The organism is Streptomyces sp. JLBT605 (assembly GCF_058215555.1).
The window spans coordinates 5,046,258-5,061,724 of the sequence record NZ_CM177087.1; the positions used below are offsets into that span (position 1 = coordinate 5,046,258).

9 protein-coding genes and 1 pseudogene are annotated in these 15,467 nt (G+C 71.5%); 7 read left to right on the forward strand and 3 right to left on the reverse strand.

What is annotated here, in order from left to right:
• Positions 1-39: 39 nt before the first annotated feature.
• Positions 40-3,240: a bifunctional [glutamine synthetase] adenylyltransferase/[glutamine synthetase]-adenylyl-L-tyrosine phosphorylase gene (locus AC4BDD_RS22050; RefSeq protein ID WP_490687185.1), complete on the forward strand. Its 3,201-nt coding sequence runs from the start codon at positions 40-42 to the stop codon at positions 3,238-3,240.
• A gap of 102 nt (positions 3,241-3,342) precedes the next feature.
• On the opposite strand, the gene AC4BDD_RS22055 is transcribed toward AC4BDD_RS22050, so the two are convergent.
• Genes AC4BDD_RS22055 through AC4BDD_RS22065 form a run of 3 tightly spaced genes read right to left on the reverse strand, consistent with a single transcriptional unit; the run spans position 3,343 to position 7,057 of the window.
• Positions 3,343-4,215: a phosphatase PAP2 family protein gene (locus tag AC4BDD_RS22055; protein ID WP_490687186.1), complete on the reverse strand. Its 873-nt coding sequence runs from the start codon at positions 4,213-4,215 to the stop codon at positions 3,343-3,345.
• A gap of 36 nt (positions 4,216-4,251) precedes the next feature.
• Positions 4,252-5,322: a LacI family DNA-binding transcriptional regulator gene (locus tag AC4BDD_RS22060; RefSeq protein WP_490687187.1), complete on the reverse strand. Its 1,071-nt coding sequence runs from the start codon at positions 5,320-5,322 to the stop codon at positions 4,252-4,254.
• Positions 5,323-5,347: 25 nt separating this feature from the next.
• Positions 5,348-7,057, reverse strand: a complete 1,710-nt coding sequence (locus tag AC4BDD_RS22065) for a glycoside hydrolase family 13 protein (RefSeq protein ID WP_490687188.1) — start codon at positions 7,055-7,057, stop codon at positions 5,348-5,350.
• A gap of 473 nt (positions 7,058-7,530) precedes the next feature.
• Between AC4BDD_RS22065 and AC4BDD_RS22070 the strand changes: the two genes are divergently transcribed.
• The 6 genes and pseudogenes from AC4BDD_RS22070 to AC4BDD_RS22095 form a co-directional block, all read left to right on the forward strand.
• A complete protein-coding gene (locus AC4BDD_RS22070) occupies positions 7,531-8,808 on the forward strand; it encodes an extracellular solute-binding protein (protein ID WP_490687189.1) in 1,278 nt (425 codons plus the stop codon).
• A gap of 9 nt (positions 8,809-8,817) precedes the next feature.
• Entirely contained in the window at positions 8,818-9,849 is a 1,032-nt protein-coding gene (locus tag AC4BDD_RS22075; RefSeq protein ID WP_490687190.1) for a carbohydrate ABC transporter permease, read from the forward strand.
• Between the two features lie 2 nt (positions 9,850-9,851).
• Positions 9,852-10,700: a sugar ABC transporter permease gene (locus AC4BDD_RS22080; protein ID WP_490691887.1), complete on the forward strand. Its 849-nt coding sequence runs from the start codon at positions 9,852-9,854 to the stop codon at positions 10,698-10,700.
• Between the two features lie 107 nt (positions 10,701-10,807).
• On the forward strand, positions 10,808-12,475 hold the full coding sequence (locus tag AC4BDD_RS22085) for a glycoside hydrolase family 13 protein (RefSeq protein ID WP_490687191.1): 1,668 nt from the start codon (positions 10,808-10,810) through the stop codon (positions 12,473-12,475).
• A gap of 11 nt (positions 12,476-12,486) precedes the next feature.
• On the forward strand, positions 12,487-13,527 hold the full coding sequence (locus tag AC4BDD_RS22090) for a LacI family DNA-binding transcriptional regulator (protein ID WP_490687192.1): 1,041 nt from the start codon (positions 12,487-12,489) through the stop codon (positions 13,525-13,527).
• Positions 13,528-13,887: 360 nt separating this feature from the next.
• Positions 13,888-15,285, forward strand: a pseudogene (locus AC4BDD_RS22095) (alpha-amylase); the annotation flags it as partial.
• Positions 15,286-15,467 lie beyond the last annotated feature (182 nt).

Here is a 15,467-nt window from a genome sequence, read left to right on the forward strand (position 1 = left end):
CGCGACAAGAAGCACAAGGACTCCTGAAAGGCGACGCGCGTGCTGCAAGGCCGACGGGACAGCCGGTTCACCCGGCTGCTGCGGTACGGATTCACGGACCCTGCGGGCGCCGAGCGGATGCTGGACGTGCCTGAGCTGGCCGCGGTGCGCAGTGATCCGGTGCTGCTGGATGCGCTCGGGGCGACCGCCGATCCGGATCTGGCGCTGCGCGGGCTGGTGCGGTTGGTGGAGGCGCTGCCCGAGGTGGAGTCGGGGGGTGCGGGGACGGCGTCCCCGGGGAAGGCGGAGGGGCCGGCGCGGGTGGGGTCGCGGCAGGCTCTGCTGGACACGCTGATCACCGCCAAGCCGCTGCGCGACCGGCTGCTGGGGGTGCTCGGCGCCTCTGAGGCGCTCGGGGACCATCTCGCCCGGCATCCGCAGCACTGGCAGTCGCTGGTCACGTACGAGCCGGCCGATCTGCACCCGACGACACCGGAGTTCGAGCTCGCGCTGGCGGAGGGGATCTGGGGCGGGCCGGGGGCCAGGCTGCCCAGGCCCGACGCGCTGCGCGTCGCGTATCGGCGCGCGCTGCTGGGGATCGCGGCCCGGGACGTGTGCGGCACGACGGATGTCGCCCAGGCCGCCGCGGAGCTGGCCGACCTGGCCACCGCCACGCTGCGCGCCGCGCTGGAGATCGCCGCCGAGGAGCAGCCCGAGGACGCGGCGCGCTGCCGGCTCGCGGTGATCGGGATGGGGAAGTGCGGTGGTCGGGAGCTCAACTACGTCTCGGACGTGGATGTCATTTTCGTCGCCGAGCCGCCCCTTGCGTCCGTGCTGCCGGCCCCACCCGGCGGCGGTCCGGCCGGCGGTGGGCAGGAGGTGTCGGAGGCCGCCGCCGTGCAGGCCGCGACCCGGCTCGCCGCGCGCATGATGCGGATCTGCTCCGAGGCCACCGTCGAGGGCACCATCTGGCCGGTGGACGCCAATCTGCGCCCGGAAGGCCGGAACGGGCCGCTGGTGCGCACCCTCTCCAGCCATCTGGCGTATTACCAGCGCTGGGCCAAGACATGGGAGTTCCAAGCCTTGCTCAAGGCTCGGCCAGTTGCCGGGGACGCGGAGCTGGGCCAGGCATACGTTGACGCCGTGGAACCACTCGTATGGCAGGCAGCCGACCGCGAGAACTTCGTCCCGGACGTGCAGCAGATGCGCCGCCGCGTCGTGGAGAACATCCCCGCCGCCCAGATAGACCGCGAGCTCAAGCTCGGCCCCGGCGGGCTGCGCGATGTGGAATTCGCCGTCCAGCTGCTCCAGCTGGTGCACGGACGCACCGACCCCAGTCTGCGCAGCGGCACCACCCTCGACGCGCTCGCCGCGCTGGCCGCCGGCGGCTACGTGGGACGGGCCGACGCCGCCGCGCTGGACAGCGCGTACCGCTTCCTGCGCGCCATGGAGCACCGCATCCAGCTCTACCGGCTGCGCCGCACCCATCTGGTGCCCGAGGAGGAGATGGAGCTGCGCCGCCTGGGCCGCTCGATGGACTTCCGCACCGAGCCGGCGACCGAGCTCGGCAAGGAGTGGCGGCGGCACGCCCGCGAGGTACGGCGGCTGCACGAGAAGCTGTTCTACCGGCCGCTGCTGGACGCGGTCGCCCAGCTGGAGCCCGGCGCCGCCCGGCTCAGCGCCGAAGCCGCCGGCCAGCGGCTGGAAGCGCTCGGCTACGCCGATCCGGCCGCCGCGCTGCGCCACCTGGAGGCGCTCGCCTCCGGGGTCAGCCGCAAGGCCGCGATCCAGCGGACCCTGCTGCCGGTGCTGCTGGGCTGGTTCGCCGACTCCGCCGACCCGGACGCGGGCCTGCTCAACTTCCGCAAGGTCTCCGACGCGCTCGGCAGGACGCCCTGGTACCTGCGGCTGCTGCGCGACGAGGGGGCCGCGGCGGAGAACCTCGCCCGGGTGCTCTCGGCCGGCCGGCTCGCCCCCGACCTGCTGCTGCGCGCTCCCGAGGCGGTGGCCCTGCTCGGCGACCCGGAGGGGCTGCGGCCACGCGACCGGGCCGCGCTGGAACAGGAGGTCCTGGCGGCCGTCGGACGGGCGGAGAACGGTGAACAGGCCGTGGCGGCGGCCCGCGGCGTGCGGCGGCGCGAGCTGTTCCGCACCGCGGCGGCCGACATCATCGGCGCCTACAGCAACGGCCCGGCGGCCGGGAAGCCGGAGCGGGAACGGCCGCCGATCGGCTCCGCCGCCGCCGATCCCGAGCGGATCTGGATCGAACCGGCCCACGACGACCTGGGCGCCGCCGCGGACCTGGTCGGCGGGGCCGTCTCCGACATCAACGCCGCGACCCTGGCCGGGGCGCTGCGCGCCGCGGTGCGCGACACCTGGGGCGACGAGCTGCCGACCCGCTTCGCGGTCATCGGCATGGGCCGCTTCGGCGGCCATGAGCTGGGCTACGGCTCGGACGCCGACGTGCTCTTCGTCCACGAGCCCCGGGAGGGCGTCGACGAGCAGGAGGCCGCCCGCGCCGCCTTCGCGGTGGCCAACGAGATGCGCCGGCTGCTCCAGCTGCCCACCGTCGACCCGCCGCTGCTCATCGACGCCGATCTGCGACCGGAGGGCAAGTCCGGCCCGCTGGTGCGGAGCCTCGCCTCCTACGCCGCGTACTACCGGCGCTGGTCGCTGGTGTGGGAGAGCCAGGCCCTGCTCCGCGCCGAGCCGGTCGCCGGTGACCGGGAGCTCGGGGCCCGCTTCATCGAGCTGATCGACCCGCTGCGCTACCCCGCCGAGGGCCTCGGCGAGGACGCGGTACGCGAGATCCGGCGGCTCAAGGCCCGTATGGAGGCCGAGCGGATGCCGCGCGGCGCTGACCCGACCACCCACACCAAGCTGGGCCGCGGCGGCCTGTCCGACGTCGAGTGGACCGTGCAGCTGCTCCAGATGCGGCACGGCTGGGCCGAGCCCGGGCTGCGGACCACCCGTACCCGCGAGGCTCTGGCCGCCGCCCACGCGGCCGGGCTGATCTCCACCGAGGACGCGCAGACCCTGGACGAGGCGTGGGTGCTGGCGACCCGGGTGCGCAACGCGGTGATGCTGGTGCGCGGCAGGTCCGGCGACACCTTCCCCGGCGAGAGCCGGGAGCTGGCCGCCGTGGGCCGCTACCTGGGGTACGAGCCCGGCCACGTGGGGGAGATGCTCGACGACTACCGGCGGACGACGCGCCGTGCCCGGGGCGTGGTCGAGCGGCTCTTCTACGACTACCACGACTGAGCGAAGACGACACAGGGAGCGGACCGGGCGTCGGCCGGTCCGCTCCCTGTTGCCTGCTGTGGGTGGCGTTGCCTGCCGTGGGCGTTGCCTGCTGTGGCGGCCCTAGGCCGTCTGGGGCTCCGAGGCCCGCGGGGCGGAGGGGGGTTCGGGGATCTTGGGCAGCCGGTAGCACAGCGTCCCGTACAGCGCGAAGGAGAGCGCGAAACCGCAGCTGAGGCAGATGATCCCACCGACCGCGTCCAGCCAGAAGTGGTTCGCGGTGGCGACGATGACCAGCAGCGTCGCGGTCGGGTAGAGCAGGCCGAGGACTTTCACCCAGACGGGGCGGGCCAGTACCGCGATGGTGACGCCGCACCACAGCGACCAGCCGATGTGCATCGAGGGCATGGCCGCGTACTGGTTCGACATGTCGGACAGGTTGCCCGAGGCCATCGAACCCCACGTGTTGTGGGTGACGACGGTGTCGACGAAGCCCTCTCCGGGCATCAGCCGGGGCGGGGCGAGCGGGAACAGGTAGTAACCGAGCAGGGCGATTCCGGTGGTGGCGAAGAGCACCAGCCGGATGGCCGAGTACCGGCCGGGATGCCAGCGGTAGAGCCACACCAGCACGCCGATCGTCACGATGAAGTGGAGCGTGGCGTAGTAGTAGTTCATGCCCACGATCAGCCAGCCGACCGAGTCCGCCGCGTGGTTGACGGAGTGCTCGAAGGCGAGCCCGAGGGTGTGCTCCCAGTCCCAGATCCAGGCGGCGTTGCGCAGCGCCTCGGTGCGCTGCTCCGGGACCGCGTTGCGGATCAGCGAGTACGTCCAGTAACTGACGGCGATCAGCAGGATCTCGAACCAGAGCCGTGGCCGGCGGGGGGTTCTCAGCCGAGTGAGCAGCGTCGGCCGCCGTGCCGGGCGGTCCGTCGTCTCCTCGATGGGCGACAAGGTGGCCGACCGGCCTTCCGGAGTCCTCACAGTCGCTTCACCCATAGGCAAACAGTCTGCCAGAGGAGAGGCGCGCCCAGATCATCCGGAGGTACGGTCTTCGCCACGTCTGTCCCGTTGCTGGACGGATACCCGCCCTCCGGGGACCGAGGCCGTTGAACCCCGGACGACCAGCTCGGGGAGGAAGACGAACTCGCTGTGCGGGGCCGGGGTGCCGCCGATCTCCTCCAGCAGGGCCCGCACCGCCGCCTGCCCCATGGGCCGCACCGGCTTGCGGATGGTGGTCAGCGGCGGGTCGGTGAAAGCTATGAGCGGGGAATCGTCGAAACCGACCACCGAGACGTCCGCCGGCACGGCCAGCCCCCGCTGCCGGGCCGCCCGGATGGCACCCAGCGCCATCATGTCGCTGGCGCAGACCACCGCGGTGCAGCCCCGCTCGATCAGCGCGGTGGCGGCGGCCTGACCACCCTCAAGGGTGTACAGCGAGTGCTCGATCAGCTCCGCGGACTCATCGAGGGAGAGCCCCAGCTGCTCCCGCATGGCGCGCTGGAAGCCCTCGATCTTCCGCAGCACCGGTACGAAGCGCTTGGGGCCCACGGCCAGGCCGATCCGGGTGTGCCCCAGCGACGCCAGGTGCGTCACCGCCAGCAGCATCGCGGCCCGGTCGTCCGGCGAGATGAAGGGCGCCCGCACCTTCGGCGAGAAGCCGTCCACCAGCACGAACGGCACGCCCTGACCGCGCAGCTGGTCGTAGCGGGTCATGTCGGCCGAGGTGTCCGCGTGCAGCCCGGAGACGAAGATGATGCCCGCGACGCCCCGGTCCACCAGCATCTCGGTCAGCTCGTCCTCCGTCGAGCCGCCGGGGGTCTGGGTGGCGAGCACCGGGGTGTACCCCTGCCGGGTCAGGCCCTGCCCGATCACCTGTGCCAGCGCGGGGAAGATCGGGTTCTCCAGCTCGGGGATGATCAGTCCGACCAGCCCGGCGCTGCGCTGCCGCAGCCGCACGGGGCGTTCGTAGCCGAGTACGTCCAGCGCTGCCAGCACGGATTCGCGGGTGCCCGCGGCCACCCCCGGCTTGCCGTTGAGCACGCGGCTGACCGTGGCTTCGCTGACCCCCGCCTGCGCTGCGATGTCAGCGAGCCTTGCGGTCATGGGGTTGGACTGTACCGGGCGCATGTCAGATTGCCCACCACGCACAGGAGTCAGCCGGAAGGCGCACGGTGACTCCCTCGGTGACCAGCGGCGCGGAGCACAGCAGCAGCCGCCCCGGCGCGGCGAGTTCGACCTCCTCTCCGCGGGTGTTGAGGGTGCACACCAGCCCGGGCCGGGACAGCGCCAGGACGCCGTGGGGGATTCCGGTGCCGTCCAGCCACTGCACGGTGTCGCCGGCGCCGAGGGCGGGGTGTTGGCGGCGGAGGGTGAGGGCGGTGCGGTAGAGCTCGAGGGTGGAGTGGGGGTCGCCGGTCTGGGCCTCGACGCTCAGGTGTGCCCAGCTGTCGGGTTGGGGCAGCCAGCTGGGGCCGCCGGGGACGGGTCCGAAGCCGTACGGGGCCTTCGTGCCGGACCACGGGATGGGGACGCGGCAGCCGTCGCGGAGGCCGTCTTGGCCGTTGGCCTTGAAGAAGGAGGGGTCCTGGCGGACCTCGTCGGGCAGGTCGGTGACCTCCGGCAGGCCCAGTTCCTCGCCCTGGTAGATGTAGGTCGAGCCGGGCAGGGCGAGCATCAGCATCGCCGCCGCCCGGGCCCGGCGCAGGCCCTGCTCGGGGCTGTCCTGGGCATAGCGGGTCGCATGCCGCACCACATCGTGGTTGGACAGCACCCACGTCGTCGGCGCACCCACCGAGGCCGTCGCGGCCAGCGACTCGTCGATGACGGTCCGCATCGCCGCCGCGTCCCAGGGGCAGCGCAGGAACTGGAAGTTGAACGCCTGGTGCAGCTCGTCGGGCCGCACGTACAGCGCCAGCCGCTCGGCCGACGGCGCCCACGCCTCGGCGACCCCGATCCTGCGGCGCCGGCCGTCCGCCGGGGCCTGAGCCCAGCCCTCGGCCGCGGGCACCGGCACCTCGGAGTAGGAGTCGAGCAGGCGGCGCCAGGCGCGGTGGATCTCGTGCACGCCGTCCTGGTCGAAGAACGGCAGCCGCTGCGCGCCGATCAGCCTGACCTGCTCCTTGTGGCCGATGTCCGGCAGCCCCTCGGCCTTCACCATGCCGTGCGCCACGTCGATCCGGAAGCCGTCGACCCCCAGGTCCAACCAGAAGCGCAGGACCGACTCGAACTCCTCGTGCACCTCCGGGCAGTCCCAGTTGAGGTCCGGCTGCTCGGGCGCGAAGAGATGGAGGTACCACTCTCCCGGCGTGCCGTCCGGGTCGGTGGTGCGAGTCCAGGCCGGGCCGCCGAAGACCGACTCCCAGTCGTTGGGCGGCAGGGCGCCGCCGGGGCCGCGGCCGGGGCGGAAGTGGTAGCGCTCCCGGGCGGGGCCGCCGGGCCGGTCGGCCAGCGCCTGGAGGAACCACGGGTGCCGGTCGGAGGTGTGGTTGGGCACCACGTCGATGATCACCCGCAGCCCCAGCCGGTGGGCGGCGCGGACCAGGTCGTCGGCGTCCCGCAGGTCGCCGAAGAGCGGGTCCACCGCGCGGTAGTCGGCCACGTCGTAGCCGCCGTCGGCTTGCGGGGAGGCGTAGAAGGGGGTCAGCCAGACGGCGTCCACCCCCAGCCGGGCCAGATGCGGCAGCCGCCGGCGGACTCCGCGCAGATCGCCGATGCCGTCGCCGTCGCTGTCGGCGAAGGACCGGACGTACACCTGGTAGATCACCGCGTCGCGCCACCAGTCGGGGGCTGCGGAGGGCAGCCCGGTCTCGGCACGGGCGGTCGTCAGCTCCTGCGTCATGGCTCTCCCTGTCGGGCGGGTCGGACGGGTGGCTCACGGTGCGCTCAGGGGGTGTCCGGTGGGTCTCCGCGGCGTCGCGACGCCTGGCACCCGCGCTCGCGGCGTTGTCGTCGGTCGCCGACGCTCCGCGTGGACTCCCTCCTCCGCCTTGCGATCACAGGCACCAGACGCCGCTCCTTCCTCCACGGCCACCCACCGGACACCCCCTTAACCGGAACGTAACATCTTTGCAAGACTTGCGGAAGGGTTTGCAACGACTCCGGAGCGGCGTGCGACGCCGCTGACAGGCGCCTTGCAGCCCATGCGCCGCAGGTGTGTCAAGAGCCTCCAGGGCCACCGGACGGACACGTGGCGGTAACGATCCGGCGCCCTTGCAGAAATTTGCCGCAAGGTCTTTCGGCTTTTTTTCATCCCTGTTACGTTCCTCGGCAACCCGGCGCCGCGATGGCGCGGTCGGCTTTCAAGGAGTTCAGATGCGACGTGGCATAGCGGCCACTGCGCTCGTCGCGGCCCTCGCGCTCGCGGCGACCGCCTGCGGCGGTGGCGACAGTGACGACAGCGGAAAGAGCAAGTCCCCCGGTGAGCTCTCCGGCACCGTGACCTACTGGGACACCTCGAACGACGCTGAGAAAGCCACGTACGAGAAGCTCGCCAAGGCCTTCGAGGACAAGTACCCGAACGTCAAGGTCCACTACGTCAACGTCCCCTTCGGCGAGGCACTGAACAAGTTCAAGAACGCCGCCCCCACCGGTGACGGCGCCCCCGACGTGCTGCGCGCCGAGGTCGCCTGGACGCAGGACCTGGCCAGCCTCGGCTACCTGGCCAAGCTGGACGGCACCGCGGCGCTGAAGGACGAGAAGGACTACCTCCCCGCGGCCGCCGCCTCCACCAAGTTCGACGGCCACACCTACGCGGTGCCGCAGGTCATCGACACCCTCGGCCTCTTCTACAACAAGAAGCTGCTGAAGGACGCCGGGGTCCAGCCGCCGAAGTCCTGGACCGAGCTGAAGGCCGCCGCCAAGAAGATCAAGTCCAAGACCGGCAAGACCGGCCTCTACCTGCGCGGCGACGACGCCTACTGGTACCTGCCGTTCATCTACGGCGAGGGTGGCGACCTGCTCGACACCAAGGCCAAGAAGGTCACCGTCGACGACGAGCCGGGCGTCAAGGCGTTCGCCGCCGCCCGCGACCTGGTCGCCTCCGGTGCCGCCGTCACCGACGCCACCGACGGCTGGGAGAACATGCAGAACGCCATCAAGAACGGCGACGTGGCCATGACCATCAACGGTCCCTGGGCCATCGAGGACACCCTCGCCGGCAAGGCGTTCAAGGACAAGGACAACCTCGGCGTCGTCCCGGTCCCCGCGGGCAGCGCCGCGCAGGGGGCCCCGCAGGGCGGCCAGAACCTCACCGTCTACGCGGGTTCGAAGAACCTCGACGCCTCCTACGCCTTCGCCCAGTACATGAGCTCCCCGGAGGTCCAGAAGGCCACCACCGAAGAGCTCAGCCTGCTGCCGACCCGCACCTCGGCCTACGCCGACAAGGCCGTCGCCGCCAACCCGAACGTGAAGTTCTTCAAGTCCGCGGTGGACAAGGCCGTCGAGCGTCCCTGGATCCCCGAGGGCAACAGCCTCTTCCAGGCCATCCTCGTCGAGTTCCCGGGTGTCGTGACCGGCAAGACCTCGCCCGAGAAGGCCGCCTCGTCCGTCGGCGACGCCTACCGCAAGCTCCTCAAGGGCGACTGGAAGTAAGGGACCGCAGTGACTGTCGAGACCAGGCAGTCGGCGGGCACGGCCGGAGGCGCGGGCAGCGCCTCCGGCCGGATCCGCAAGACTGGCAAGCCTGACAAGCCGGGCGGCGCGCCCCCCGGCCGGATCCGCCGCGCGCTGGCCACCCACTGGTACGCCTGGGCCATGGTCGCCCCGGTGGTGATCGTGATCGGCGTGATCATCGGCTACCCGCTGGGCCGGGGCGTCTACCTGTCGCTCACCGACGCCAACGAGGCCAACGTCGAGCGCAACATCGGGATCAACCACATCCCGGCGACCTACGAGTTCGTCGGGCTCGACAACTTCACCGCGATCCTCAAGGACGGGCTGTTCTGGGACCGGCTGGGCTGGACGGTGGTGTGGACCGTCTCCTGCGTCGCCCTGTCCTTCGGCATCGGGCTCGGCCTGGCCGTGATGCTCAACCGCCAGTTCAAGGGCCGCGCGCTGTACCGTTCGCTGCTGGTCCTGCCCTGGGCGGTCCCCGCCTTCGTCTCGGTCTTCGCCTGGCGGCTGCTGTACAACGAGAAGAACGGCATCCTCAACAAGATCCTCGACGGCGGCGGCATCGACGCCATCCCGTGGCTGAACGACCCCACCATGGCCAAGGTCTCCGTGATCGCGGTGAACGTCTGGCTGGGCGTGCCGTTCATGCTGGTCGCCCTGCTCGGCGGCCTCCAGTCCATCCCCGGCGAGCTGTACGAGGCCGCCGAGATGGACGGCGCGAGCCCCTGGCAGCGGTTCCGGCACATCACCATGCCCGGTCTGCGCGCGATCAGCTCCACCGTGGTCCTGCTGTCCACCATCTGGACCTTCAACATGTTCCCGGTGATCTTCCTGCTCACCCGGGGCGGCCCCGGTGACAGCACCGAGATCCTGGTGACGTACGCCTACCGGCTGTCCTTCGTCAACAGCCCCCGTGACTTCGCCGGCGCCTCCGCCTGGGGCGTCCTGATCCTGCTCATCCTGCTGCTCTTCGCGGTGGTCTACCGCCGCTCGCTCCGCAAGCAGGGAGAGGTGTGGTGACCATGGCCTCCGCCAAGACCCGCGGCCGCGACAGCCGTTCGCTGCCCGCCTCCATCGCCCTGCACGCGACCTTGTGGATCGCCTCCGCCATCGCGGTCTTCCCGCCGCTGTGGCTGCTGGTGACGTCCTTCAAGCCCAAGGGCGAGGCGTTCAGCACCGACCTGGTGAAGAACCCGACGCTGGACAACTACGACCACGTGGTCAACGACACCGAGTTCCTGTCGTGGTTCGGCAACTCCCTGACGATCGTCGCCGTGACCACGGTGCTCGGCGTCTTCATCGCGGCCACCACCGGGTACGCCGTCAGCCGCTTCCGCTTCCCGGGCATGCGCCCGCTGATGTGGCTGCTGCTGATCACCCAGATGTTCCCGATGGCGATCCTCATCGTGCCGCTCTACAACATCATGTCGGCGCTGGGCTGGCTCAACCAGCCGGTCTCCCTGATCGTCACCTATCTGACGGTGGCGGTGCCGTTCTGCGCCTGGATGATGAAGGGCTTCTTCGACACCATCCCGGTGGAGATCGACGAGTCCGGCCGGGTCGACGGACTGAACCCGTTCGGCACCTTCTGGCGGCTCATCCTGCCGCTGGCCAAGCCGGGCATCGCGGTCACCGCCTTCTACACCTTCATCACCGCCTGGGCCGAGGTCGCCTACGCGTCGGCGTTCATGACCGGCGAGGAGAACCTCACGCTCGCCGCCGGCCTGCAGACCTTCGTCAACCAGTACACCTCCGACTGGGGCTCCATGACCGCCGCCGCCGTGATCATCGCGGTCCCGGCCACGCTGGTCTTCTCCTGGGCCCAGCGGCACCTGGTCGCCGGACTCACCGCCGGCGCCACCAAGTCGTAGAGAACCGAGCCAGGTTCCGACAAGCCAGCCCGTCCGGCGATCGAGGACGCCCGGCCGCGAGGCCGGGCCCTCGGCGTCGGCCGTCAACCCGACGACACAAGGACACCATGACGCAGCACGTTGCTCACCCGGTCCCGGGCGCGCCCGCCTCCGAAATCCCAGGCGGCAGCCGAGGCTGGTGGAGAGACGCGGTGATCTACCAGGTCTACCCCCGCAGCTTCGCCGACGGCAACGGCGACGGCATGGGCGACCTCGAAGGCGTGCGCGGCAGACTGCCGTACCTCAAGGACCTCGGCGTCGACGCCGTCTGGCTCAGCCCCTTCTACGCCTCCCCGCAGGCCGACGCCGGATACGACGTCGCCGACTACCGGGCCATCGACCCGATGTTCGGCACCCTGCACGACGCCGACGCACTCATCCGCGAGGCGCACGAGCTGGGCCTGCGCATCATCGTCGACCTGGTGCCCAACCACTGCTCCGACCAGCACGTCTGGTTCCAGCAGGCGCTTGAGGAGGGCCCCGGCTCGCCGCTGCGGTCCCGCTTCCACTTCCGGCCGGGGCGCGGCGCGGACGGCGAAGAGCCGCCGAACGACTGGGAGTCCATCTTCGGCGGCCCCGCCTGGACCCGTACCAAGAACCCGGACGGCACGCCGGGGGAGTGGTACCTGCACCTGTTCGCGCCCGAGCAGCCCGACTTCAACTGGGAACACCCGGCCGTCCACGACGAGTTCCGCTCCATCCTGCGCTTCTGGCTGGACCTGGGCACCGACGGCTTCCGGATCGACGTCGCGCACGGCCTGGTCAAGGCCGACGGCCTGCCCGACCTCGGCCACAGCGGTGAGCAGCTGAAGCTGCTCGGCAACCAGGCCATGCCGTTCTTCGACCAGGACGGGGTGCACGAGATCTACCGCAGCTGGCGGAAGATCCTCGACGAGTACGCGGGGGAGCGGATCGGGGTCGCCGAGGCGTGGACGCCCAGCCCCGACCGGACCGCGCTCTACCTGCGCCCCGACGAGCTGCACCAGGCGTTCAACTTCCACTTCCTCGGCACCGACTGGGACGCGGCGGCGATGCGCGCGGTCATCGACGAGTCGCTGGATTCGATGCGGCCGGTGGGTGCGCCGACGACGTGGGTGCTGTCCAACCACGATGTGGTGCGGCATGCGACCCGCTATGCCCAGGACAGCCCCGAGCAGGGCCTGCGCCGGGCCCGGGCGGCGGCGATGCTGATGCTCGCCCTGCCCGGCTCGACCTACATCTACCAGGGCGAGGAACTGGGCCTGCCGGAGGTCACCGACCTGCCCGACGAGGTCCGCCAGGACCCCTCCTTCTTCAAGGCCAACGGCCAAGACGGCCTCCGCGACGGCTGCCGCGTCCCCATCCCGTGGTCCGGCACCCAGGCCCCGTACGGCTTCGGACCCGTCCCCGGCGGCCCCAGCTGGCTGCCCCAACCCGACAGCTGGGCACACCTGAGCGTCGAGGCCCAGACCGGCGACCCCCACTCCACCCTCGAGCTCTACCGCACCGCCCTCACCCTCCGCCGCCAACACCCCGCCCTCGGCGCCGGCGACACCGTGCAGTGGCTGGACGCGGCGGGGATCCCCGAAGGCGTGCTGGCCTTCCGGCGCGAGGACTTCGTGTGCACGGTGAACACCACCGGTGCTCCCGTGCCGCTGCCGGCGCCCGGCCGGCTGCTGCTGGCCAGCGGCCCGGTCCCGGAGGCCGGTGCCGCGTTCGAGCTGCCGGCCGACACGGCGGTCTGGTGGGCGGTGTGACCGTACCGCCCATGCGCGACGGTGGCCTGCCCACCCCGCCCCGGCTCGCGGACATCGCGGCCCAGGCGGGGGTGAGCGAGGCCACCGTCAGCCGGGTGCTCAACGGCAAGGCGGGCGTCGCCGGCACCACCCGGCAGCGGGTGCTCGCCGCGCTGGACGTGCTCGGCTACGAGCGTCCGGTGCGGCTGCGGCGGCGCAGCGCCGGGCTGGTGGGGCTGGTGATCCCTGAGCTCACCAACCCGATCTTCCCGGCGTTCGCCCAGGTCATCGAGCAGACCCTGGCCGGGCACGGCTACACCCCGGTGCTGTGCACCCAGATGCCGGGCGGCGCCACCGAGGACGAGCTGGTCGAGCAGTTGGAGGAACGCGGGGTCACCGGCATCGTGTTCCTCTCCGGGCTGCACGCCGACACCTCGGCCGACCCCGCCCGATACGTCGAACTCGCCGCGCGGGGCGTCCCGTTCGTCCTGGTCAATGGCTACAACCCGGCCGTCCCGGCGCCGTCGGTGTCACCGGATGACCGGTCGGCGGCCCGGATGGCGGTGGCCCATCTGGCGGCGCTCGGGCACCGGCGGATCGGGCTGGCGGTCGGACCCGCCCGGTATGTGCCGGCACGGCGGAAGGCCGAGGGCTTCCTGGCGGCGCTGGAAGAGGTGCTCGGCCGGCCCCGCGCGGAGTCCGAAGCCCTCGTCCAGCACACGCTGTTCACCGTGGAGGGCGGCCAGGTCGCCGCGGGCGCCCTGCTCGACCAGGGCTGTACCGGCATCGTGTGCGGCAGCGACCTGATGGCGCTGGGCGCGATCCGGGAGGCGCGGCAGCGCGGGCTGCGGGTGCCCGAGGACGTCTCGGTCGTCGGCTTCGACGACTCGCCGCTGATCGCCTTCACCGATCCGCCGCTGACCACCGTGCGCCAGCCGGTGCAGGCCATGGCCAGTGCGGCGGTGGGGGCGCTGCTGGAGGCGGTCGAGGGAAATCCGGTGCGGCCCACGGAGTTCGTCTTCCAGCCGGACCTGGTGGTGCGCGGCTCCACCGGGCAGCCGAGCCGGGGCTGACCTCGGCCCGATGACCTCAGCCCGGGGGACCCGTCCGAGAAGGGCGGGGACCAGGGGACGGGCTGTGAGACCACTGTGAGGAGGGGACCGGTCCGGCCGGCCGGGCGCGTGGGACCCGTTCCCGGGTCTCCGGCCGGCCGGACCGGAGTTTCACGGGGTCCGGTGGGTCGCCCGGGAGGAACGTAACACCGCCGCAATCTCTTGCGAAAGGTCTTGCAACACGCGGCCTTCGAAGATACGTTCCGGTAGCCGCCGTCGGCCGGCGGCTCGCACCTCACCACTTTCACTGGCCTTACGGGCATGGCGCGTTGCCGCACGAGGCTGATCGTCATCACCCGCAACTCCCCCCACGGAGGAACGATGGCCAACGCATACCCCTGCGCTGCCCGCAGATCCCTCGGCGCCGCGCTCGCCCTCGCGGCCGGCGCCACCGCCCTGCTCACCGCGCCCGCCCCGGCCCAGGCCGCACCGCCCGGGCAGAAGGACGTCACCGCCGTCCTCTTCGAATGGCGCTTCACGTCGGTCGCCAAGGCGTGCACCGACACCCTCGGCCCCAAGGGCTACGGCTACGTCCAGGTCTCCCCGCCCCAGGAGCACGTCCAGGGCAGCCAGTGGTGGACCTCGTACCAGCCCGTCAGCTACAAGATCGCCGGCCGGCTCGGTGACCGCGCCGCCTTCAAGAACATGGTCGACACCTGCCACACCGCGGGCGTCAAGGTCGTCGCCGACACCGTCATCAACCACATGGCGGCGGGCTCGGGGACCGGCACCGGCGGCTCGTCGTATACGAAGTACGACTACCCCGGCACCTACTCGGTCTTCGACCTGAACGACTGCCAGGCGGAGATCACCAACTACCAGGACCGCGGCAACATCCAGAACTGCGAGCTCGTCGGCCTCGCCGACCTCGACACCGGCGAGACCTACGTCCGCGACCGCATCGCCGCCTACATGAACGACCTGCTCTCGTTGGGCGTCGACGGCTTCCGGATCGACGCGGCCAAGCACATGCCCGCGGGCGATCTGGCCGCCATCAAGGCCAAGCTCAGCAAGCCGGACGTCTACTGGAAGCAGGAAGCCATCCACGGCGCGGGGGAGGCCGTCTCGCCCAGCGAGTACCTGGGCAACGGTGACGTCCAGGAGTTCCGCTACGCCCGCGACCTCAAGCGCGTCTTCAACAGCGAGAACCTCGCCTACCTGAAGAACTACGGCGAGGGCTGGGGGTACATGGAGTCCGGCAAGTCCGCGGTCTTCGTCGACAACCACGACACCGAGCGCGGCGGCGACACCCTCAACTACAAGGACGGCGCCAACTACACCCTGGCCAACGTCTTCATGCTCGCCTGGCCCTACGGGGCGCCGGACATCCACTCCGGCTACGAGTGGACCGACCGGGACGCCGGCCCGCCGAACGGGGGCACGGTCAACGCCTGCTACAGCGACGGCTGGAAGTGCCAGCACGCCTGGCGGGAGATCGCCGACATGGTGGCCTTCCGCAACACCGCCCGCGGCCAGGCGGTCACCGACTGGTGGGACAACGGCGGTGACGCGATCGCCTTCGGGCGCGGTGACAAGGCGTATGTCGCCATCAACCACGAGAGCGGCACCCTGAACCGCACCTTCCAGACGTCGCTGCCGGCCGGCACGTACTGCGATGTGCAGTCCGGGCGCGGCGTCACGGTGAACGGCTCCGGGCAGTTCACGGCGTCGCTCGGGCCGAACACGGCGGTGGCGCTGCACGTCGGTGCCAAGTCCTGCCCCAGCTGAGCCCCGTTTGCTCGGGGCTCCGCCCCGAACCCTCCCCACTTCTCGATCGCCGGAGGGGCTGGATTCGCCGGACCAGTGCCGGAATCCCAAGCCCCTCCGGCGATCGAGGCACCCGACAAGGAGCAGCTCCCGTGATCCGATCACCGCGCCGGACCGCCCCCGCGGTCGCCGTC

Excerpts from the sequence above, each read along its gene's own strand:
- AC4BDD_RS22055 (WP_490687186.1), bottom strand. The coding sequence starts at position 4,215 with ATGGGTGAAGCGACTGTGAGGACTCCGGAAGGCCGGTCGGCCACCTTG.
- AC4BDD_RS22060 (WP_490687187.1), bottom strand. The coding sequence starts at position 5,322 with ATGACCGCAAGGCTCGCTGACATCGCAGCGCAGGCGGGGGTCAGCGAA.
- AC4BDD_RS22065 (WP_490687188.1), bottom strand. The coding sequence starts at position 7,057 with ATGACGCAGGAGCTGACGACCGCCCGTGCCGAGACCGGGCTGCCCTCC.
- AC4BDD_RS22070 (WP_490687189.1), top strand. The coding sequence starts at position 7,531 with ATGCGACGTGGCATAGCGGCCACTGCGCTCGTCGCGGCCCTCGCGCTC.
- AC4BDD_RS22080 (WP_490691887.1), top strand. The coding sequence starts at position 9,852 with ATGGCCTCCGCCAAGACCCGCGGCCGCGACAGCCGTTCGCTGCCCGCC.
- AC4BDD_RS22085 (WP_490687191.1), top strand. The coding sequence starts at position 10,808 with ATGACGCAGCACGTTGCTCACCCGGTCCCGGGCGCGCCCGCCTCCGAA.
- AC4BDD_RS22090 (WP_490687192.1), top strand. The coding sequence starts at position 12,487 with ATGCGCGACGGTGGCCTGCCCACCCCGCCCCGGCTCGCGGACATCGCG.